This is a genomic window from Streptomyces sp. NPDC048258 (assembly GCF_043201995.1).
Lineage (GTDB): Bacteria > Actinomycetota > Actinomycetes > Streptomycetales > Streptomycetaceae > Streptomyces.
Map to the genome: position 1 here is coordinate 863546 of NZ_JBICZH010000001.1, position 20716 is coordinate 884261.

At 71.6% G+C, this 20716-nt stretch carries 18 protein-coding genes and 1 tRNA gene; 10 read left to right on the plus strand and 9 right to left on the minus strand.

Annotated elements, in window-relative coordinates:
- Positions 1-14: 14 nt before the first annotated feature.
- The 3 genes from ACGFYQ_RS04000 (at position 15) to ACGFYQ_RS04010 (ending at position 2003) form a co-directional block, all read left to right on the plus strand.
- Complete coding sequence (locus tag ACGFYQ_RS04000) at positions 15-311, plus strand: YggT family protein (protein WP_030155988.1); 297 nt, start codon at positions 15-17, stop codon at positions 309-311.
- Between the two features lie 82 nt (positions 312-393).
- Positions 394-1575: a DivIVA domain-containing protein gene (locus tag ACGFYQ_RS04005; protein WP_393739603.1), complete on the plus strand. Its 1182-nt coding sequence runs from the start codon at positions 394-396 to the stop codon at positions 1573-1575.
- Between the two features lie 355 nt (positions 1576-1930).
- A tRNA-Ala gene (locus ACGFYQ_RS04010) sits at positions 1931-2003 on the plus strand.
- Positions 2004-2060: 57 nt separating this feature from the next.
- On the opposite strand, the gene ileS is transcribed toward ACGFYQ_RS04010, so the two are convergent.
- Complete coding sequence (gene ileS, locus ACGFYQ_RS04015; protein ID WP_393739605.1) at positions 2061-5219, minus strand: isoleucine--tRNA ligase; 3159 nt, start codon at positions 5217-5219, stop codon at positions 2061-2063.
- 606 nt (positions 5220-5825) lie between these two features.
- Between ileS and ACGFYQ_RS04020 the strand changes: the two genes are divergently transcribed.
- The 5 genes from ACGFYQ_RS04020 (at position 5826) to ACGFYQ_RS04040 (ending at position 10832) form a co-directional block, all read left to right on the plus strand.
- Positions 5826-6728, plus strand: a complete 903-nt coding sequence (locus tag ACGFYQ_RS04020; RefSeq protein WP_393739608.1) for a TraR/DksA family transcriptional regulator — start codon at positions 5826-5828, stop codon at positions 6726-6728.
- A gap of 92 nt (positions 6729-6820) precedes the next feature.
- Positions 6821-7381: a signal peptidase II gene (gene lspA, locus ACGFYQ_RS04025; RefSeq protein ID WP_393739610.1), complete on the plus strand. Its 561-nt coding sequence runs from the start codon at positions 6821-6823 to the stop codon at positions 7379-7381.
- A 41-nt stretch (positions 7382-7422) separates the two neighbouring features.
- Positions 7423-8364 (plus strand): RluA family pseudouridine synthase, encoded by a 942-nt coding sequence (locus tag ACGFYQ_RS04030; protein WP_393739613.1) that lies wholly within the window; start codon positions 7423-7425, stop codon positions 8362-8364.
- Between the two features lie 44 nt (positions 8365-8408).
- On the plus strand, positions 8409-8831 hold the full coding sequence (locus ACGFYQ_RS04035; RefSeq protein ID WP_393739755.1) for a GNAT family N-acetyltransferase: 423 nt from the start codon (positions 8409-8411) through the stop codon (positions 8829-8831).
- 408 nt (positions 8832-9239) lie between these two features.
- Complete coding sequence (locus tag ACGFYQ_RS04040; protein ID WP_393739615.1) at positions 9240-10832, plus strand: Na+/H+ antiporter; 1593 nt, start codon at positions 9240-9242, stop codon at positions 10830-10832.
- A gap of 17 nt (positions 10833-10849) precedes the next feature.
- Here ACGFYQ_RS04040 and ACGFYQ_RS04045 read toward each other — a convergent pair whose 3' ends face one another.
- Positions 10850-11335 carry an SRPBCC family protein gene (locus ACGFYQ_RS04045; RefSeq protein WP_393739617.1) on the minus strand — a complete coding sequence of 162 codons (486 nt, stop codon included), beginning with the start codon at positions 11333-11335 and terminating at the stop codon, positions 10850-10852.
- Positions 11336-11398: 63 nt separating this feature from the next.
- On the opposite strand from ACGFYQ_RS04045, the gene ACGFYQ_RS04050 reads away from it, so the two are divergent.
- Positions 11399-11986 carry a TetR family transcriptional regulator gene (locus tag ACGFYQ_RS04050; RefSeq protein ID WP_393739619.1) on the plus strand — a complete coding sequence of 196 codons (588 nt, stop codon included), beginning with the start codon at positions 11399-11401 and terminating at the stop codon, positions 11984-11986.
- Between the two features lie 36 nt (positions 11987-12022).
- Here ACGFYQ_RS04050 and ACGFYQ_RS04055 read toward each other — a convergent pair whose 3' ends face one another.
- Positions 12023-13072 (minus strand): mechanosensitive ion channel family protein, encoded by a 1050-nt coding sequence (locus ACGFYQ_RS04055; protein ID WP_393739621.1) that lies wholly within the window; start codon positions 13070-13072, stop codon positions 12023-12025.
- 42 nt (positions 13073-13114) lie between these two features.
- Here ACGFYQ_RS04055 and ACGFYQ_RS04060 point away from each other — a divergent pair, with 42 nt between their 5' ends.
- The gene (locus ACGFYQ_RS04060; protein ID WP_393739623.1) at positions 13115-13693 is read left to right on the plus strand and encodes a dienelactone hydrolase family protein; all 579 of its coding nucleotides are present in this window, start codon (positions 13115-13117) and stop codon (positions 13691-13693) included.
- Positions 13694-13703: 10 nt separating this feature from the next.
- Here ACGFYQ_RS04060 and ACGFYQ_RS04065 read toward each other — a convergent pair whose 3' ends face one another.
- From ACGFYQ_RS04065 to ACGFYQ_RS04090, 6 genes are all read right to left on the minus strand, one after another.
- Positions 13704-14657 carry a serine/threonine-protein kinase gene (locus tag ACGFYQ_RS04065; RefSeq protein WP_393739625.1) on the minus strand — a complete coding sequence of 318 codons (954 nt, stop codon included), beginning with the start codon at positions 14655-14657 and terminating at the stop codon, positions 13704-13706.
- 32 nt (positions 14658-14689) lie between these two features.
- Positions 14690-15643 (minus strand): zinc metalloprotease, encoded by a 954-nt coding sequence (locus ACGFYQ_RS04070; RefSeq protein WP_393739757.1) that lies wholly within the window; start codon positions 15641-15643, stop codon positions 14690-14692.
- A gap of 222 nt (positions 15644-15865) precedes the next feature.
- Positions 15866-17527, minus strand: coding sequence for an alkaline phosphatase D family protein (locus tag ACGFYQ_RS04075; RefSeq protein ID WP_393739627.1), 1662 nt, complete (start codon positions 17525-17527; stop codon positions 15866-15868).
- A 130-nt stretch (positions 17528-17657) separates the two neighbouring features.
- Entirely contained in the window at positions 17658-18452 is a 795-nt protein-coding gene (locus ACGFYQ_RS04080; protein WP_393739629.1) for a DsbA family protein, read from the minus strand.
- A gap of 45 nt (positions 18453-18497) precedes the next feature.
- Positions 18498-19187 carry a hypothetical protein gene (locus ACGFYQ_RS04085; RefSeq protein WP_393739631.1) on the minus strand — a complete coding sequence of 230 codons (690 nt, stop codon included), beginning with the start codon at positions 19185-19187 and terminating at the stop codon, positions 18498-18500.
- Positions 19188-19246: 59 nt separating this feature from the next.
- Positions 19247-20608, minus strand: a complete 1362-nt coding sequence (locus ACGFYQ_RS04090; protein WP_393739633.1) for a DUF2252 domain-containing protein — start codon at positions 20606-20608, stop codon at positions 19247-19249.
- Positions 20609-20716: the final 108 nt, after the last annotated feature.

Sequence of the window (20716 nt, forward strand, 5' to 3'; positions counted from 1 at the left end):
GAGGGAAGCGCGGGATGGGCGTCGCACTGCAAGTGGTCTACATCGCGCTGATGTGCTTCCTGATCGTGCTGATCTTCCGACTGGTCATGGACTACGTGTTCCAGTTCGCACGTTCATGGACACCCGGCAAGGCGATGGTGGTCGTTCTGGAGGCCACCTACACTGTCACCGATCCACCGCTCAAGCTTCTCCGGCGTTTCATTCCGCCGTTGCGTCTCGGGGGCGTGGCACTCGACCTGTCCTTCTTCGTTCTGATGATCATCGTTTACATCCTCATCAGTTTCGTGAGCACCGCTGCGAGAAGCGTGTGAACGATGTGCTTCCCCGCAGGCGCGGGGACAGTCCCGATACGGTCTTGCCGACTGCCGACGACTACGTAGAGGTGAAGAAGACATGCCGCTGACTCCCGAGGACGTGCGGAACAAGCAGTTCACGACCGTCCGCCTGCGAGAAGGCTATGACGAGGACGAGGTCGATGCCTTCCTCGACGAGGTCGAGTCCGAACTGACGCGCCTGCTGCGCGAGAACGAGGACCTGCGCGCCAAGCTGGCCGCCGCCACGCGTGCCGCCGCGCAGAACCAGCAGCAGCAGGGCATGCGCAAGCCGGAGCCCCAGGACCAGCGCGGCCCCGGTGCCCCCGTGCCCGCGGCCATATCCGGCCCGCCGCAGCCGCAGCAGCAGCAGATGGGCCCGCCGCAGCTGCCGGGCGGCCAGCCGCAGCTGCCCGCCGGCCCCGGCGGACACGGACCGCAGGGTCCGGGCCCCATGGGCGGCCCCATGCAGCAGCACCCGATGGGTGGCCCGCAGGGCATGGGTCAGCAGTCCATGGGCGGCCAGAACCCGATGGGCCAGCAGATGCAGCCCATGGGCCAGCAGATGCAGCCGATGGGCCAGCAGATGCAGCCCATGGGGCAGCAGATGCACCAGCAGCAGCCGCAGCAGCTTCCGCAGCAGGGCCCCGGTGGCGACAGCGCCGCCCGCGTCCTGTCGCTGGCGCAGCAGACCGCCGACCAGGCGATCGCGGAGGCCCGTTCCGAGGCCAACAAGATCGTCGGCGAGGCCCGTTCGCGCGCCGAGGGCCTGGAGCGGGACGCCCGCGCCAAGGCCGACGCGCTGGAGCGGGACGCGCAGGAGAAGCACCGCGTCGCGATGGGCTCCCTGGAGTCCGCCCGTGCCACGCTGGAGCGCAAGGTCGAGGACCTGCGGGGCTTCGAGCGTGAGTACCGTACGCGCCTGAAGTCCTACCTGGAGTCGCAGCTGCGTCAGCTGGAGACCCAGGCCGACGACTCCCTGGCCCCGCCGCGCAGCCCGGCCGGTCCCGCGCTGCCGCCGTCGCCGTCGCCTTCGATGGCTCCGGCCGGTGCGATGGGTCACACCATGGGTGGTCCCTCGATGGGTGGCCCGTCCCCCATGGGCGGTCCCTCCCCGATGGGCGGCCCGTCGTACGGCGGCCAGCAGCAGATGTCCCCGGCGATGACCCAGCCGATGGCTCCGGTGCGGCCGGCTGCGCCGCAGCCGATGCAGCAGGCGCCGTCTCCCATGCGGGGCTTTCTGATCGACGAGGACGACAACTAGGCGCCGCCGCCGCCTCTTGTCGGCAGTCGCTTTACGGGCCGGGCCCGGGTTCCTTCTGGAACCCGGGCCCGGCCCGTTCCCGTTCCCGTACCCGGGCTCGGCGCCGCTGCGGGGGCTCCGCCCCCGAGCCCCGCGCCTCAAACGCCGGCGGGGCTGGATTTGGCGGGCTGTGCTGGGTGGGCCCGGTGCGGCTGAAAGATCGGGGCTCCGCCCCGGACCCCGCGCCTCAAACGCCGGCGGGGCTGGGGTTGTGCCCGGCGATTGAGGCGCACGGGTCTGGGCAGAGCCCGGGAAACGGTGACAGGGCGGGGCGGGGAAGGGCAGGCCGGGGTCGGTACAGTGGCCGACGCGCAGCGGGCCGGTAGCGCAGAGGTCGTCGCGCCCCCTCCGCAGGAGGGAAGACGCCGGTTCGAATCCGGTCCGGCCCGCTGTGTCGCAACGACAAACGGCGCCCCCGGAGGGGGCGCCGTTTGTCGTGGTGGCCGTTACGCCTTGCGGAGGCGGAACGTCAGGCCGAGGGGCTCGTCCGTGAAGGCCTCGCCGTACGTGGCGTCGGCCTCGCCGGAGGCGAAGTCCGTGGCCAGGACCTCGTCCGCGATCAGGGTCGCGTGGTCCGTCAGGGCCGTGACCACCTCCGGGGACCCGGAGGTCCAGCGGAGGGCGATGCGGTCGGCCACGTCGAGGCCGGAGTTCTTCCGAGCCTCCTGGATCAGGCGGATCGCGTCACGCGCCAGGCCCGCCAGCCGCAGCTCCGGGGTGATCTCCAGGTCCAGGGCCACCGTCGCGCCCGAGTCGGACGCCACCGACCAGCCCTCGCGGGGGGTCTCCGTGATGATGACCTCCTCCGGGGTGAGGGTGACCGGGGAGCCGTCGACGACGACCGTGGCCTCGCCGGACCGGAGGGCCAGCGACAGCTCCGCCGCGTCGGCCGCTGCCACCGCCTTCGCGACGTCCTGCACGCCCTTGCCGAACCGCTTGCCCAGCGCCCGGAAATTGGCCTTCGCCGTGGTGTCCACCAGCGACCCGCCGACCTCGGAGAGCGAGGCCAGGGAGGAGACGTTCAGCTCCTCCGTGATCTGGGACTGGAGCTCCGGGGACAGCGCGTCGAAGCCGACCGCGCCGACCAGCGCGCGCGACAGCGGCTGGCGGGTCTTCACGCCCGACTCGGCACGCGTCGCCCGGCCCAGCTCGACCAGGCGGCGCACCAGCAGCATCTGCTGGGACAGGGTCCGGTCGACCTGAGACGCGTCCGCCTGCGGCCACGACGACAGGTGCACCGACTCCGGGGCCTCCGGGGTGACCGGGACGATCATGTCCTGCCAGACCCGCTCCGTGATGAAGGGCGTCAGCGGAGCCATGAGGCGGGTGACCGTCTCGACCACGTCGTGCAGGGTGCGGAGCGCGGCCGCGTCGCCCTGCCAGAAGCGGCGGCGCGAGCGGCGGACGTACCAGTTGGAGAGGTCGTCCACGAAGGAGGACAGCAGCTTGCCCGCGCGCTGGGTGTCGTAGGCCTCCATCGCGTCCGTGACGTCGGCGACGAGGGTGTGGAGCTCGGAGAGCAGCCAGCGGTCGAGGACCGTGCGGTCCGCCGGGGCCGGGTCGGCCGCGGAGGGGGCCCAGTTCGACGTACGGGCGTACAGGGCCTGGAAGGCGACCGTGTTCCAGTACGTGAGGAGGGTCTTGCGGACGACCTCCTGGATCGTGCCGTGGCCCACGCGGCGGGCCGCCCACGGGGAGCCGCCGGCCGCCATGAACCAGCGCACCGCGTCCGCGCCGTGCTGGTCCATGAGCGGGATGGGCTGGAGGATGTTGCCCAGGTGCTTGGACATCTTGCGGCCGTCCTCGGCGAGGATGTGGCCCAGGCAGACCACGTTCTCGTACGAGGACTTGTCGAAGACCAGGGTGCCGACGGCCATCAGCGTGTAGAACCACCCGCGCGTCTGGTCGATGGCCTCCGAGATGAACTGCGCCGGGTAGCGCTTCTCGAAGATCTCCTTGTTCTTGTACGGGTAGCCCCACTGCGCGAACGGCATCGAGCCCGAGTCGTACCAGGCGTCGATGACCTCCGGCACGCGCACCGCGGTCAGGGAGCAGCCCTCGTGCGTGCAGGTGAAGGTGACGTCGTCGATGTACGGGCGGTGCGGGTCCAGGGCGGACTGGTCCTGCCCGGTCAGCTCGCTCAGCTCCGCGCGCGAGCCGACGCAGGTGAGGTGGTTCTCCTCGCAGCGCCAGATCGGCAGCGGGGTGCCCCAGTAGCGGTTGCGGGAGAGCGCCCAGTCGATGTTGTTGTTCAGCCAGTCGCCGAAGCGGCCCTGCTTGACGGAGTCCGGGAACCAGTTGGTCTTCTCGTTCTCCCGCAGCATCGCGTCCTTGACGGCGGTGGTGCGGATGTACCAGGACGGCTGCGCGTAGTAGAGCAGGGCCGTGTGGCAGCGCCAGCAGTGCGGGTAGCTGTGCTCGTACGCGATGTGCTTGAAGAGCAGGCCGCGCGCGTCCAGGTCGGCGGTCAGCTTCTCGTCGGCCTTCTTGAAGAAGACGCCGCCGACGAGCGGGACCTCCTCCTCGAAGGTGCCGTCGGGGCGGACCGGGTTCACGACCGGCAGGCCGTAGGCGCGGCAGACCGCGAGGTCGTCGGCGCCGAAGGCGGGGGACTGGTGGACCAGACCGGTGCCGTCCTCGGTCGTGACGTACTCGGCGTTCACGACGTAGTGGGCGGGCGCCGGGAATTCCACGAGGGAGAACGGGCGCTCGTACATCCAGCGCTCCATCTCCTTGCCCGTGAACGTCTGGCCGGTGGCCTCCCAGCCCTCGCCGAGGGCCTTCTCCAGCAGCGGCTGGGCGACCACGAGGTTCTCGGAGTCCTCGACGCCGGTACGGCGCGCGACGACGTACGTGACGTCCGGGTGCGCGGCCACGGCCGTGTTGGAGACCAGGGTCCAGGGGGTCGTCGTCCAGACGAGGAGTGCCGCCTCGCCCGCGAGCGGGCCGGAGGTCAGCGGGAAGCGGACGAAGACGGAGGGGTCGACGACCGTCTCGTAGCCCTGGGCCAGCTCGTGGTCGGAGAGGCCGGTGCCGCAGCGGGGGCACCAGGGGGCGACGCGGTGGTCCTGGGTGAGCAGGCCCTTGTTGAAGATCTCCTTCAGCGACCACCACACGGACTCGACGTACTCGGGGTCCATGGTCCGGTAGGCGTCGTCCAGGTCGACCCAGTAGCCCATCCGGGTCGTGAGCTCGGCGAACGCGTCGGTGTGGCGGGTCACGGACTCGCGGCACTTGGCGTTGAACTCGGCGATGCCGTACGCCTCGATGTCCTGCTTGCCGTTGAAGCCGAGCTCCTTCTCGACGGCGAGCTCGACGGGCAGGCCGTGGCAGTCCCAGCCGGCCTTGCGGGCCACGTGGTAGCCGCGCATGGTGCGGAACCGGGGGAAGACGTCCTTGAAGACGCGGGCCTCGATGTGGTGCGCGCCGGGCATGCCGTTCGCGGTCGGCGGGCCCTCGTAGAAGACCCACTCGGGGCGGCCCTCGGACTGCTCCAAGGTCTTGGCGAAGGTCTTGCTCTCGCGCCAGAAGTCGAGGACGGCGTGCTCGAGGGCAGGCAGGTCGACCTGGGCGGGGACCGGGCGGTACTGCGGCGGTGTGGTCATGAGGCTGAACTCTTCCTCCGGCGGGGTGTCACTTCCGTCCGGAGGGACGAGAGGCACTCCCTGGTTTCAGGGACATGCTGCTCCCGCGGTACCACCCTCCTTGGCCTCCGGACGGGTCCGGCGGCCCCCTCATTGGGGTGCGAAGCCGGTTCTACTCGCCGTACGGGACCCTCGCGGGCATCCGTGCGCGCTTTCTTCCGGCGGCTCCGGGGTGATCCTTCACATCGCGCTCGCCCCCGGGCTCTCACCGTCCCCGGGTCGCTCCTGGCTGCGTCCGACGCTACTCGTCCCCATCCATGCCTCTCGCTGGGCCCAGTGTACGGGGCCGGGGGGCGCTCGGCAGACCGGTTTACGGGGGCCCGCGCGGGGCCCGGCGGCACGGCGTGGCGGGGGCGCGGGAGGGCCGCTCGCGTGACCCGAATGGGCCGACGCGCCGGTACGGACTCCTGTGGGGCGGGTGGGGCGGGTTACGGGGCCTCCGGATGGGCACAACGGATGCAGGTTGGCCTCGCCGGATGCGTGCCCCGTTGCCGCGGGGCCGGTGCCGATTTATCGTTCCGGCACGATTCGCGAGCAATTATCACAGTATGTGAAGGGGCCGCGGCCATGGTGGCGAAGAAGATCGCCGGTACTGCCGGGAAGGCGCTGGCCGAGGCACCGGCGAAGAAGGCGCCGGCCAGGAGAGCGGGAGCCGTCAAGGCGACCGCCGTCGATGCGGCACCGGTCAAGAAGGCGACCGCGAAGAAGGCAGTGGCGAAGAAGGCGACCGCGACGAAGGCGAAGGCGAGCGGGACGAAGGCGAACGCGACGAAAGCGAACGCGACGAACGTGACTGCCGAGAAGGCGACCGCGAGGAAGGCGACCGACGCCGTCAGGACGACCGCGAAGAAGGCGACGGCTGCCGTCAAGGCGACCGCCGTGAAGAAGACGACTGCCGTCGCGAAGCGGCAGGCCACGGCCAAGCCGGCCGGGGCCGAGGGGGCGGCGCAGGCCGCGAAGAAGACGGGAGTCCGGAACGTGGTTGCCAAGAAGAGCACCGGTACGGCGAGGAAGACGGCCGCGGCCGCGACCAGCGGGCTGCCCAAGGCGAGGGTCACGGCGGTCACCGCGCCCGGTGAGCTCGCCGTACGGCCCGGGGAGGACCCCTGGACGCCCGTGGAGGTCGAGGAGGCCCGCAGCGAGCTGATGAGCGAGGCGCTGAGGCTGCGCGCGGAGCTCGACGCCTCGGAGGTGGCCATCTCCGGCCTCATGCGGGACTCGGGCGACGGCGCGGGCGACGACCAGGCCGACACGGGCACCAAGAACATCACCCGGGAGTCGGAGCTGGCCCTCGCGGCGAACGCCACCTCGATGCTGGAGCAGACCGAGCGGGCCCTGGAACGGCTGGAGGCGGGCACGTACGGCCTCTGCGAGACCTGCGGGCAGCCCATCGGCAAGGCCAGGATGCAGGCCTTCCCGCGGGCCACGCTGTGCGTGGACTGCAAGCAGAAGCAGGAGCGGCGGCACTAGGTCCTGTCCGGTGGGCCTCGGGCGGGCGGTGGGCGGGTGCCCTGACGTACCCTCGTGTCTCAACCTGGTTCGAGCTAGTTCGAGGGACTCACGTGGCAGAGGCGGAGCGCATCATCGGTACGCCGGAGGTCGGGGACGACGCCGAGCCTGAGTCCGCCGGGCCCAAGGGGCGCCGGCGGATCGTGGCACTGCTCGTCGTGGCGTTGCTGGCGTACCTGCTGGACCTCGGCAGCAAGATGCTGGTCGTGGCGAAGCTGGAGCACCAGCCGCCGATCGAGCTCATCGGCGACCTGCTGCGGTTCGAGGCGATCCGCAACCCCGGCGCCGCCTTCGGCTTCGGCGAGGCCTTCACGATCATCTTCACCTGCATCGCGGCCACCGTGATCGTGGTGATCGTGCGGCTGGCGCGCAAGCTTTACAGCCTGCCGTGGGCGATCGCGCTGGGCCTGCTGCTGGGCGGCGCGCTGGGCAATCTCACCGACCGGATCTTCCGTTCGCCGGGCGTGTTCCAGGGCGCGGTCGTCGACTTCATCGCGCCGGCCCACTTCGCGGTCTTCAACCTCGCCGACTCGGCGATCGTGTGCGGCGGCATCCTGATCGTCCTGCTGTCGTTCAAGGGTCTGGACCCGGACGGGACCGTCCACAAGGACTGATCGCGGGAATGCCCATCTGCCGAGTCCTGCATACTCGACAGGTGAGTACGATTCCCGAGGTCCGCACCCTGCCCGTTCCCGATGGCCTGGAAGGCGAGCGCGTCGACGCCGCCATCGCCCGTATGTTCGGGTTTTCCCGGACGAAGGCGGCCGAACTCGCGGCCGCGGGGAAGGTGTCGGTCGACGGCAGTGTCGTCGGGAAGTCCGAGCGTGTGCACGGTGGCGCCTGGCTCGAAGTCGAGATGCCCGCACCGCTGCGGCCGGTCGAGGTCGTCGCCGAGCCCGTCCCGGGCATGGAGATCGTCCATGACGACGACGACATCGTCGTCATCATGAAGCCGGTGGGCGTCGCCGCCCACCCGAGCCCCGGCTGGACCGGCACCACCGTCATCGGCGGCCTCGCCGCGGCCGGCTACCGGATCTCCACCTCCGGCGCGGCCGAGCGCCAGGGCATCGTGCACCGCCTCGACGTCGGTACGTCCGGTCTGATGGCCGTCGCGAAGTCGGAGCGTGCCTACACCTCGCTGAAGAACCAGTTCCGCGAGCGGATCGTCGACAAGCGCTACCACGCGCTCGTCCAGGGGCACCCGGACCCGATGAGCGGCACGATCGACGCGCCGATCGGCCGGCACCCGAGCGCGGACTACAAGTGGGCCGTGACCCAGGAGGGCAAGGCCTCCGTCACGCACTACGACCTGATCGAGGCCTTCCGCGCCGCCTCGCTGCTGGACATCAAGCTGGAGACCGGGCGTACGCACCAGATCCGCGTGCACATGTCCGCGCACCGGCACCCGTGCGTCGGCGACCTGACGTACGGCGCCGACCCGACCGTCGCCAAGCGGCTGGGGCTGACCCGGCAGTGGCTGCACGCGGTGCGGCTCGGCTTCGAGCACCCGTCGGACGGGCAGTGGGTCGAGTTCGAGAGCCACTACCCGGCCGACCTTCAGCACGCGCTGGACGTGATCCGGGCGGAGAGCGAGTGACCACGCCCTCGTTCGAGGTCCGGGTGGCGGTCGGGGAGGCCGACATGGCGGCCTGCTTCGAGGTCCGGACCGAGGTGTTCGTGGTCGAGCAGTCCGTGCCGGAGTCGATCGAGTACGACGCGTACGACGCGGACGCGGTGCACGTACTGGCCGTCGGGCCGGACGGGGTGCCGCTGGGTACGGGGCGGCTGCTGCACGGGGCCGCGGCGCTGGCCAAGACCGGCTCCGAGGACGTCGGCTCGCTGGGTCGGCTGGCCGTACGGAAGTCCGCGCGCGGGCTGGGTGTGGGTGTCGCCCTGGTGCGCGCGATCGAGGCGGAGGCGGGGCGGTTGGGGCTCGGGTCGGTGGATCTGGGCGCGCAGACCCATGCCCTTGGCTTCTACGAGCGGCTCGGGTACGTGGCCTATGGCCCCGAGTTCCAGGACGCGGGCATCCCGCACCGCGCGATGCGGCGCCCCCTGCCGTAGCCCTGGCCGGGCCGCCCCTCCGCGCCGCCGCTACCGGGGCCCCATCGCCGCCGCGGCTCAAAGACCCGGGGCTCCGCCCCGGACCCCGCGCCTCAAACGCCGGCGAGGCTGGATTTGGCTGGGCTGGGTTGTGCCCGCCGGGTTCAAGATCGGGGCTCCGCCCCGGACCCCGCGCCTCAAAGCCGGCGAGGCTGGATTTTGGCTGGTGCCGTCTGCCCGGCGCGGGCTGGATTGCCCGTAGGGCAATTTCAGCCCCGCCGGCTTTGAGGCGCGGGGTCCGGGGCGCCGTAGGGGGTGCGGGGCGGAGCCCCGGTACGGCGCCGTAGGGGTGCGGGGCGGAGGCCCGACACGTTGGCGGGCCGGCCTCACCGTGGCGAGCCGAGCGCAGCGGACTGGCAGGGTGGGGGAGTGGATCAGCTTGCTCTGCTGTTCGTGCTGCTGCTCGGGGCCGTGGTCACCGTGCCGCTCGGGGACCGGCTCGGACTGCCCGCGCCCGTGCTCATGACCATCGGCGGGGTGATCCTCGCCCTCGTGCCGGTGGTGCCCGACGTCGACGTCCCGCCCGAGTACATCCTGCCGCTGGTGCTGCCGCCGCTGCTGTACGCCTCCGCGCAGCGCACCTCCTGGCGGCAGTTCGCCGCCAACGTCCGGCCGATCCTGCTGCTCGCCGTGGCTCTGGTGTTCGTCACGACCGCCGCAGTCGCGGCCGTCGCGCACGCCGTGGTGCCCGGGCTGCCGATCGCCGCCGCCGTCGCGCTCGGCGCGCTCGTCGCCCCGCCCGACCCGATCGCCGCCACCGCCGTCGCGGGTTCGCTCGGGCTGCCCCGCCGGATGGTGTCGATCCTGGAGGGCGAGGGGCTCTTCAACGACGTGACGGCGATCGTCCTCTATCACGTGGCCATCGCCGCCGCCGTCAGCGGCAGCTTCTCCTGGCCCGACGCGCTGGGGGAGTTCGGGCTGTCCGCCGTCGTCGCCGTGGTGGTCGGACTGGCCCTCGGCTGGGCGGCCAACCGGCTCATGGGGCTGCTCGGCGATGCCACGCTCCAGATCGGGCTGACGCTGCTGGTGCCCTTCGTGGCGTACGTGCTGGCCGAGGAGCTGCACGGGTCGGGGGTGCTGGCCGTATTGACGACCGCCCTGTTCCTCGCCGAGTACGCGAGCGACGCCGATGACGTGCTGGGCCGGCTCGCCGGCCACACGTTCTGGGAAGTCGTCGACATGCTGGTCACAGGGGTGGCGTTCGGGCTGATCGGGCTGGAGCTGCACAACGTGTTCGGCACGGCGCGCGGACGTGCGTGGGAGATGGCCGGGTGGGCGGCGGTCGTGGTCGCGGTGGTGGTCGGCGTACGGCTGGTGTGGCTGCTGCCGGCGGGCTGGCTCGCCCAGAAGCTGCACACGCGGCGCGACTACGACGAGGAGATCCCGCTGAGCTGGCGGGAGAGCGTGGTCATGTGGTGGGCCGGGATGCGGGGGGTGGCCTCGGTGGCACTGGCCCTCGCCATTCCCCTCCGGACTGACGCGGGTGAGCCCTTCCCCGCGCGGGACCAGATCGTCTTCATCGCCTTCGCCGTGATCATGGCGACGCTGGTGCTCCAAGGGCTGACCCTGCCGTGGCTGGTACGGAAGCTGGGGGTCGAGGCCGACACGGACGCGGACCGGGAGATCGAGCGGCAGCTGGCGATCCGCGCCGCGAAGGCCGCGAAGCGGCGGCTGAAGGAGATCGAGGCGGTGGAGGAGCTGCCGGAGGACCTGGTGGAGACGCTGTACCGACGCGCCTACGACGTGGGAGCCCGTATCAGCCCCGACATGGTCGACGAGGAGCGCAGGGAAGCGTACGCGCAGCGGGTGGAGCGGATCCGGGAGATCCAGCGGATCCAGCGCGAGATGATGTCCGCCGCCCGCCACGAGGTGCTGGCCGCCCGCAGCGAACCCGGCTCCGATCCGGAGATCGTGGACCGGGTGCTGCGGCACTTGGACGTGCGGAGCCTGCGGAGTCCGTAGCCGACGGAGTCCGCGGGTCAGCGGTCGACCTTGCGGAGCAGGCGGACGTAGCGCGACCAGCGGGCCGGGCGGGGGAGCTGGCCGGCGCAGGCGCGTTCGGCGCGGTCCAGGCCGTCCTCCAGGCAGGCGTCGTGCGCCGGGCGCCACGCCAGGGGCCAGGTCAGCCGGGCGAGGCCGGTCACGCGCATCGAGAGGGTGTGCCGCAGCACGGTGCGCCCCTCGTCGACGGGCAGCGCGGCGAACTCGTGGAAGCCGTGGAAGCCGCGCGGCCCGGTGAAGGCGAAGCGGATCCAGATCCCCGGCACGTACGCGGCGACCGTGTAGCGAACCGGTCCGTGGCCTCCGGCCGCGCCGACCGAGAGCGGGCGGTCGAATTCCATCGCACCCCAGTTCCGGTACGGCCACAGCCGGTCGGCCGAGCCGTCGGACAGGCTGTCGATGAGCGCGCCCACCTCCTCCGCTGTGGCGGGCAGCAGGCGTTCGTGCACGTTGTACACGGGCATGGGTCTCCTCCAGGGCTTGATTGGAGAGGTGTCTCTAATTAATTGGAGGGTACTCTCTGATTCATGGCGAGACCACCCCGCTTCGACACCGACCAGATCCTCGACGCCGCCGTCCGGCTGGCCGCCTCCGCCGGACCGGGCGGGGTGACCATGTCGGCCGTCGCCCATGCGGTCGGCGCGCCCAGCGGCTCCATGTACCACCGCTTCGCCGGGCGTACGGCCCTGCTCGCCGAGGTGTGGCTGCGTACCGTGGAGCGGTTCCAGGACGGCTACTTCGACGTGCTCCGCGCTGATCCCGACGCCCGCCGGGCCGCCCGCGCCGCGGCGCGGTACGTGGTCTCGTGGAGCCGCGCCCACCCGCAGGAGGCCGCCCTCCTGCTGTACGGACCCGCGGAGTTCGGCCGCGCCGACTGGTCCGAGGAGCACACCCGGCGCGCCGACTCCGGCAACGCGCGCGTGTACGCCTCGCTCGGCAGCCTCGGCGAGGCCCTCGGCGCGGCCGGGCCGCAGGACCAGGAGCGCGTCACCCTGGCCCTGGTCGACCTGCCGCTCGCCGTCGTACGCCGCCACCTGCGCGCCGGACAGCCGCTGCCGCCCCACACGGAGGACCTCGCCGAGGAGTGCGCGGCCGCCCTGCTCCAGACCGCGTAGCGGTCCGGGGCGAGGAGGGTGGCCGCGGGCGGGGCCTCAGGGCGCCGGGCGGGGGGCGGCCTCCGACGTGACGACGCGGGGGAGGGCGTACGGGTGGTGGGTCAGCAGCCACGCGATCAGACGTTCGCGCACCGCGCAGCGCACCGTCCACAGATCGTCCGCGTCCTTCGCCGTGACCACCGCCCGGACCTGCACCGTGTGCGGGGTGGTGTCCGTCACCACCAGGCCGGACCCGCGGCCGTCCCACTCCGGGACGTCCTGGAGGATGACCTGGAGCTGCTCCCGCATCAGGCCGACGGGGGCGCTGTGGTCCACGTGCCAGAAGACGGTGCCCGTCATCTGCGCGCCGCCGCGCGACCAGTTCTCGTACGGCTTGCTCGTGAAGTACGACACAGGCATCGTGATGCGCCGCTCGTCCCAGGTGCGGACGGTCAGGAAGGTCAGCGTGATCTCCTCGACCTTGCCCCACTCCTCGTCGACCACGACCGTGTCGCCGATGCGGACGGTGTCGCCGAAGGCGATCTGGAGGCCGGCGAACAGGTTGCTCAGCGAGGACTGGGCGGCGATGCCCGCGACGATGCCGAGTACACCCGCGGAGGCCAGCATCGAGGCGCCGAACGTACGCATCGGCGGGAAGGTCAGGAGCATGGCCGCCGCCGCGACCACGACCACCACCGCCGTGACCACCCGCTGGATCAGCGTGACCTGGGTACGGACCCGGCGGACCCGGGCGTCGTCCTGGGTGACCGCGGCGTAGCGCGCGTACGTGGAGTCGACGGCGGCGGTCGCGATGCGCACCGCCAGCCAGGCCACGGAGGCGATCAGCACCAGCGTGAGGGTCCGGCCGACGACGAAGGCGTGGTCGGGCAGGATCCCGGCCCTGCGGTAGGACCCTCTGAGCAGCGAGGTGCAGAGCACGACCTGGAACGGCAGCCGGCAGCGGCGCAGCAGACCCCACAGGGGGGTCTCGGGGTGCCGGGCGTCGGCCCGGCGCAGCAGCAGGTCCAGCAGCCACCCGGCGATCAGGGTGACGACCAGCGTGCCGCCGACGACCGTGACGGGGCGCAGGACGGTCTCCATATCCATGGCTAGGAAGGTAACCGGAAGCGGTCCGCGCAAACTGGCACGATGGGAGGCATGAACATCATGCTTTTCCATTCGACGTACGGGCTGCGGCCCGCGGTGCACGCGGCGGCCGACCGGCTGCGCGCGGCCGGGCACCAGGTCCAGGTACCGGATCTCTTCGAGGGACGCACCTTCGGGACCGTCGAGGAGGGCATGGCCCACCGGGACGAGATCGGCCGTGACGAGCTGCTCAAGCGCGCGGTTCTGGCCTCCGCCCCCTACTCCGATCAGGGCCTGGTCTACGCCGGCTTCTCCTTCGGCGGCTCCGTCGCGCAGCACCTGGCGCTGGCCGACGACAAGGCGCGCGGGCTGCTGCTCCTGCACGGCACGGCCGACGTCGCGGACGACGCCTCGGTGGACGAGCTGCCCGTGCAGCTGCACATCGCGGACCCGGACCCCTTCGAGCCGCACGACTGGCTGACGGCCTGGTACTTGCGGATGCAACGGGCCGGGGCCGATGTGGAGGTCCACAGCTACCCGGGCGCCGGGCACCTGTTCACCGACCCGGGGCTGGAGGACTACGACGCCGAGGCCGCCGAGCAGGCCTGGAAGGTCGCGATCGGTTTCCTCGACACCCTGTAGGAACCCTGTTTCAGCCGCGGGGTGCCGGCTTCGGGGGCAGCGTCGGCGGCGGCCCGAAGCGGCCGCCGGCCGGGCTCCGCGGCGGCGGGACCCCGTCCTGCGGCGCGGGCGTCGGGGCAGATGGAGTCGGCGGTGCCGGCGCGGCCTTGGCGCCGCGGGCGACCGCCGCGAGCCGCGCGTCCAGTTCCTCGGGAGCGGGCCGGGCGGCCGGATCGCGGACCAGCAGGTCCGCCAGTACGGGGCCCAGGGCGCCGGCCCGGCGCGGCGGCGGGACCGGGTCGTCCAGGACGGCGGCCAGCGTGGCCAGGCTGGTGGCGCGGCGCATCGGGCTGACGCCCTCGACGCACACGTACAGCGTCATGCCGAGCGACCACAGGTCGGAGGCGGGCAGGTCGGCGCCGCGGATGCGCTCGGGCGCCAGGTATTCGGGGGTCCCGATGACGTCCCCGGCCGGTGTCAGCGAGGGCGCGTCCTGGATCGCGGCGATACCGAAGTCGGTCAGGACGGCGGAACCGTCCGCCCGCAGCAGCACGTTGGCGGGTTTCACATCACGGTGGCGGATCCCGGCGGCGTGTACCGCGCGGAGTCCGGCGAGGACCTCGCGGCCGATGCGGGCGGTCTCGGCCGGCTCCAGCGGGCCCCGGTCCAGGCGGTGCTGGAGGGAGTAGCCGGGCAGCAGCTCCATCACGAGCCACGGGTGCGGGTCCTCGTCCACGATGTGGTGGAGGGTGACCACGTTGGGGTGGCTGATCCGGGCCTGGGCGCGGGCCTCGCGCAGTACGCGAGCGCGCAGCCGCCGCGCGGCCCCGCCGTGTTCGTGGCCGGCGGGAGGCCGGACCTCCTTGACGGCCACATCACGGTGCAGGGCACGGTCCAGCGCTCGCCAGACCGTGCCCATACCTCCGCTGCCGAGCTTTTCAACCAGCTCGAACCGTCCGTCGATCACGTCCCCCGGCGCGCTCATGGCGCCAGGGTAGAGCAGTCACGACCTGAGGGTCAGCCTGCCCGGTAGGCGGTCCAGCTGCTCGTCATGCGGGCAACCTGACCGGCCGTGAACTGGTACATGCAGGAGTCGTACGTGTAGTCCATGAAGTTGTGGATCGGGTCCACGCCGGTCTTGCTGGCGCAGGAGTCGCGGCCGGTCGGGCACTCGTACGCGGCGCTCTTCTCGGCCGGGGTGTCGGAGACGTAGTCGCCGTTTCCGGTGCAGCCGCCCTGGAAGGTGTGGTACAGGCCCATCCAGTGGCCGACCTCGTGGGTCGCGGTGTCGCCCTCGTTGTAGTTGGCCGCCGAGCCGCCCGGCAGGGAGGTGTCGAGCACGACCACGCCGTCCATCTTGGGGCTGGAGGCGTACGAGGTCGGGAAGGTCGCCCAGCCGAGCAGGCCGCCCGACAGGTTGGCGGTGTAGAAGTTCAGCGCGCCGGCGCCGCCCTTGCGCAGGGTGTTCTTCATGTCCTTCTCGGCCTGGGAGCCGGAAGCCAGGTTGTACCAGGAGGCGTTGTCCGTGTAGTCGGTCGTGGCCAGGGTGAACTGGTAGTTGGTGTTCACATTGCCGGTGCCCTGGCCGCCGTAGGCCGCGTTGAGGACCGCCAGCTGGTTGTTGATCTGGGTGGACGTCAGCTTTCCGGTGGTGCCGGAGTGGACGACGTGGAAGTACACCGGGATCGTCGTGACGGCCTCGGCGGCACGCAGGCTGCGCTGCGGCTGGTTCTTCAGGGCCTTGTCCAGCTTCGCCTTGAGGTCGGCGTCCATGGCCTTCGCCTGGGTCTCGGTGACCTCGTTGGGCTCGGCCGCGTGCTGGTCCTCGGGGCGCGCGACACGGGCGTTGGCGGCGGCCCCGGTCGAGCCCTGTTCGGCGCACACCTCGGCGGGGGTCTTGGCGGCGGCGATCGTCGTGGGGGCGGCGAGCGGGGTGAACGCCAGGGTTCCGGCCAGGACCGCCGTGCCCATCAGGCGGCGGCGGAGAAGGGGGGATATGCGGGCAACAGCGCGCACGGGTGCTCCTCGCGGTGGGGGGTTTTCGGCCGAAGGATCTCTTCGGCTGGCGCGAAGCTTATGTGTCCATGACATGAGGTGGTCAAGACTCTTACGTAAAAGATTTGTTGCTTCTGATGCACAAGGGGCCCCTGGTCTACACCAGGGGCCCCTTGCAACAACAAATTTGACGGGTAATCAGCGAACCGGTCGGTCGGCCCGTTCCACCTTCTGAGTGCCGTTCAGCGTGCGGTACGAGCGGGACCACGCGGCGGTGGCGTCCTGGCGGCGCTTGTCGGAGACCACGTAGTAGTCCATCTGCGAGCGCTCCGCCGTCACGTCGAGCACGCCGTAACCGTGCGCGTCCATGTCCAGCCACTTCACGTGCCAGTTGGCGGCCTTGACGGCGGACTCGGCGACCAGTGAGGCGGTGTTCTCCGGCACGTGCAGGATGTCGTCGATGTTGTCGGAAGTCACCGAGGTGACCACGAACTCGGTCGCCGCCGTCCCCGAACCGGGGTACGTGGCCATGTTCACCGGGACCTCGTTCGCCCACGCCATGTGGATGTCGCCGGTCAGGAACACGGTGTTCTTGATGTTCCGGTCCTTGAGGTGGCCGAGCAGCTCCTTGCGGTCGTCCGTGTACCCGTCCCACTGGTCCACGTTGACCGCTATGCCGCCTTCGGGCAGGCCGAGCAGCTTGGCGAGCGGCGCCAGCAGGTGCGCGGGCAGCGAGGCGAAGGCCACCGGCGAGATCATCACCGAGGTGCCGACCAGCTTCCAGGTCGCGTTCGAGCTCGCGAGGCCCGACTTGAGCCAGTCCAGCTGGGCGCGCCCGGTGATGGTGCGCTCCGGGTCGTCCACCGATCCGCTGCCCGCCTTGACCTGCTGCGAACGGAAGGAGCGCAGGTCGAGGAGGTGCAGGTCGGCGAGGGTGCCGAAACGCAGCCGCCGGTAGACGGTGCCCGCGACGGAGGCGCGTACGGGCATCCACTCGAAGTACGCCTGCTTGGCGGCGGCCGCGCGGGCCGCCCACTCGCCCTCGGTGTCCGGGGTGTGGTTCGCGGCGCCGCCCGCCCAGGTGTCGTCGGCGAACTCGTGGTCGTCCCAGATGGCGATGACCGGGTGCGCGTGGTGCAGGGCCTGGAGGTCGGCGTCCGTCTTGTACTTGCCGTGCCGGACGCGGTAGTCGGCCAGCGTGACGATCTCGTTCTTCGGCTCGTGCTGGCGCACGACGTACTTCGCCTCCGGGTAACCCCCGGTCTGGTACTCGTAGATGTAGTCGCCGAGGTGCAGGATCGCGTCGAGGTCGGTACGGGCGGCCAGGTGCCGGTAGGCGGAGAAGTACCCGGCCTCCCAGTTGGCGCAGGAGACCACGCCGAAGCGGACCCCGGCGGTGGTCACGTCGTGGCCCGCGGTGGTCAGGGTGCGCCCGACGGGGGAGACGGTGGCGCCGGCGGTGAACCGGTACCAGTACGGGGTCTGCGGCTGGAGCCCGCGCACGTCCACCTTGACCGTGTGGTCGGTGGCGGCGCTCGCGGTGACGGTGCCGCTCGCGACGACCCGGGAGAAGGCCTTGTCCGAGGCCACCTCCCAGCCCACCTGGACCGCCGGGCCGAGGCCGGAGCCGGGCACGGCCTCGGCGGTGGGGGTCACGCGGGTCCAGAGCAGGATCCCGTCGGGCAGCGGGTCGCCCGAGGCGACGCCGTGCAGGAAGGCCGGCGCACTGCCGGCGGCGTGGGCGGCCGTGGCGCCCAGCGAGGTGAGGGGGGCCAGCGCGGCGGTGGCCGCGGCGGCGAGGACGACCGTGCGGCGGCGAGGAGTTGCCGCGGCGGCGGAAGAGGAGAGATGACTGGTCACGGATGATCATATTACTGGCGGGTATGGGCACGGGAACAGGCCCGGACACGCAACGGGCGGGCGAACTCTGGGAGTCCACCCGCCCGTTGGTCCGGCCTGTCCGGAAACCGCCCTCCGGAATGGCCGGGGCTCAGCCCTGCAGGGCCTTGTCGATCGCAGCCGTGAACGCCTCCGCCGTCTGCGGAGTGTCGATCTTCTTGCCGTCCATCTTCAGGGTGGGCGTGCCCTTCACACCGGAGTTGTCGAAGGCCTTGGACATCTCCATCGCCCACCGGTCGTAGGTGCCGTCCTCGACGGCCTTCTTGAACTCGGCGTTGCCTTTGAGCGCCGGGACCGTGTCCGCGACCTTCAGCAGGTAGTCGTCCTTGGCGAAGCTGTCGACGGTCTCCTCGGGGTGCAGGTCCTTGGAGTAGAGCGCGGCCTTGTAGTCGAGGAAGGCCTGCGGGCTGACGTTCAGCGCCGCGCCGAGCGCGCTCAGCGCGTTCTTCGAACCCTCGCCCTTGGCCATGTTGTCGATGAAGGTGGCACCGAAGTACTGGAGCTTGTACTTGCCCGCGTCGACGTCCTTCTTGACCTGCTCGCCCGCCGCCTGCTCGAACTGGGCGCAGGCCGGGCAGCGCGAGTCCTCGTAGAGCTCCAGGGTCTTCTTCGCCTCGGCCTTGCCGATGACGACCGTGGTGCCGTCCTCGCCCTCGGTGTTCTTGGGCTTGACCAGCTCGGCCTTGGCGGCCTTCTCCCAGTGGCCGGGCTGGTTGGCCTGCACGACCGCGTAGCCGACGCCGCCGGCCAGGGCCAGTACGGCGAGGACCGCTCCGGCCACGACCACCTGGCGGCGCAGCTTGTCCTTCTTGGCCTGTGCCTCGCGCTCGGCGCGCAGCCGCTCGCGGGCCGCCGCCTTGTTGGTCTGGCTGTTGCGTGAACTCATCGTGATCTCCGTGGGGTGTGACGTGTCAGGGATGCCGTACGTGCGTCAGGCGCTCGCGAGCGCGCCGAGCACGGGAGGTCCCCGCCGTCCCACGGAGTGTGCGGGGAAGCGCGTACGGGCCCCCGCGCCCGGCCGGGCCGGCCGCGGCGTCCGCCGCGCGGGACCCGCGGCCACCGGCCCCCCGGCCCCCGTCAGCAGCAGTGGCCGGAAAGCGACCGCGGCCACCGCGCGCAGCAGCCGGGCCAGCGCCCGTTCGCCGTGGCGGAGCCATCCGGCGGCGAGCAGCCCGACCGAGACGTGGGCGGCGAGCAGCAGCCAGGGCGCCCACGGCCCGGGCGAGGACAGCAGCGCGGCCGGATCGGCCGCCGGTCCGGCCACCTCGGCCAGCGGCCCGCCCACCGGGGTCCCGCCGCACAGCTCGTCCAGGCCCAGTGCGTGCAGCGGGCCCGAGACCGGGCCGCCCGCGGGGCCGTAGCAGACGTGCTGCCCGGCGGTGAAGACGGTGTCGGCGGCCAGTTCCAGCGGGACGAGCAGCGCGGCGATCGGGCCGAAGCCCCGCTCGCGGCCCGCCAGCGCGTAGGAGACGGTGAACACGGCGGCGAAGGCCCCGCCCACCAGCGCGGGCGGCAGCGGCACCCGGGACATGAGGACGTGCGAGCCGGCCGAGAGCAGCACGACGAGCGCGCTGAACAGCGCGGCCCGCAGCCCTCGAAGCCCCACCCCTGATATGTCCATCGCCGCGAGTCTGCCACGGGTCCCTGTGAAATCGGTCCGCAGGTCCTGTTCCCGCCTGATTACCGGGGGCGCCTCCCAGCCGTGGCCGGGGGAGTGAGACGGCCGTTGCGGAAGAGGTCCACGAAGATCTGGTGGTCGGCGCGCGCCCGCGCCCCGTACGCGTGGGCGAAGTCCACGAGCAGCCGGGCGAAGCCCTCCTCGTCGGCCGCGATGGCCGCGTCGATGGCCCGCTCGGTCGAGAAGGGGACCAGCGTCTGGCCGCTCTCGTCCGCGTCCGCCGCGCCGTGCATGGTCGCCGTGGCCCGGCCCAGGTCCGCGACGACGGCGGCGATCTCCTCCGGCTCGTCCAGGTCGGACCAGTCCAGGTCCACCGCGTACGGGGAGACCTCCGCCACCAGCTGCCCCGAGCCGTCCAGCTCGGCCCAGCCCAGCCACGGGTCGGCATGCGCCTGGAGCGCCCGCTGGGAGATCACCGTGCGGTGCCCCTCGTGGTGGAAGTACTCGCGCACCGCCCGGTCGGTGATGTGCCGGGAGACCGCCGGGGTCTGGGCCTGCTTGAGGTAGATCACGACGTCGTTCTCCAGGGCGTCGCTGTGCCCCTCCAGCAGGATGTTGTAGGAGGGCAGGCCGGCCGAGCCGATGCCGACGCCGCGGCGCCCCACCACGTCCTTGACCCGGTAGGAGTCGGGCCGGACGAGGGACTCGTCGGGCAGGGTCTCCAGGTACCCGTCGAAGGCGGCCAGCACCTTGTAGCGGGTGGCCGCGTCCAGCTCGATGGTGCCCGGGCCCGGGGTGAAGCGGCGCTCGAAGTCGCGGATCTCCGTCATCGAGTCCAGGAGGGAGAAGCGGGTGCGGGCGCGGGCCGAGCGCAGCGCGTCCAGCAGCGGGCCCTCGGCGGTGTCCAGGGTGAAGGAGGGCAGCTCCGACATGTCACTGCTCTTGGCGCCGGTGGCCAGGGCGTGGATCCGCTCCCGGTAGGCGCCCGCGTAGACCCGTACCAGCTCGCTGATCTGGTCGTCGCTCAGCGCCTTGGTGTAGCCGATCAGGGCGACGGAGGCGGCGAACCGCTTCAGGTCCCAGGTGAAGGGGCCGACGTACGCCTCGTCGAAGTCGTTGACGTTGAAGATCAGCCGGCCGTTGGAATCCATGTACGTGCCGAAGTTCTCCGCGTGGAGATCGCCGTGGATCCACACCCGGCCGGTCCGCTCGTCCAGGTACGGTCCGCCGTGGCGGTCGCGCTCCAGGTCCGCGTAGAAGAGGCAGGCCGTGCCCCGGTAGAAGGCGAAGGCGGAGGCCGCCATCTTCCGGAACTTGACCTGGAAGGCAGCGGGGTCGGCGGCGAGCAGCTCACCGAACGCGGTGTCGAAGACGTCGAGTATCTGCTCGGCGCGCTGCTCGTCGGTCGTCTCGGGAACCGCCATGGCGGATGCCTCCTGGTGGCGCTGGGGTGGATCGCGGGTGGATCGGTTTTCGGACATGCGTCCTGGTTCTGCAACGGATGACCGTACCCGTCGGTGCCCAGGTTTTGT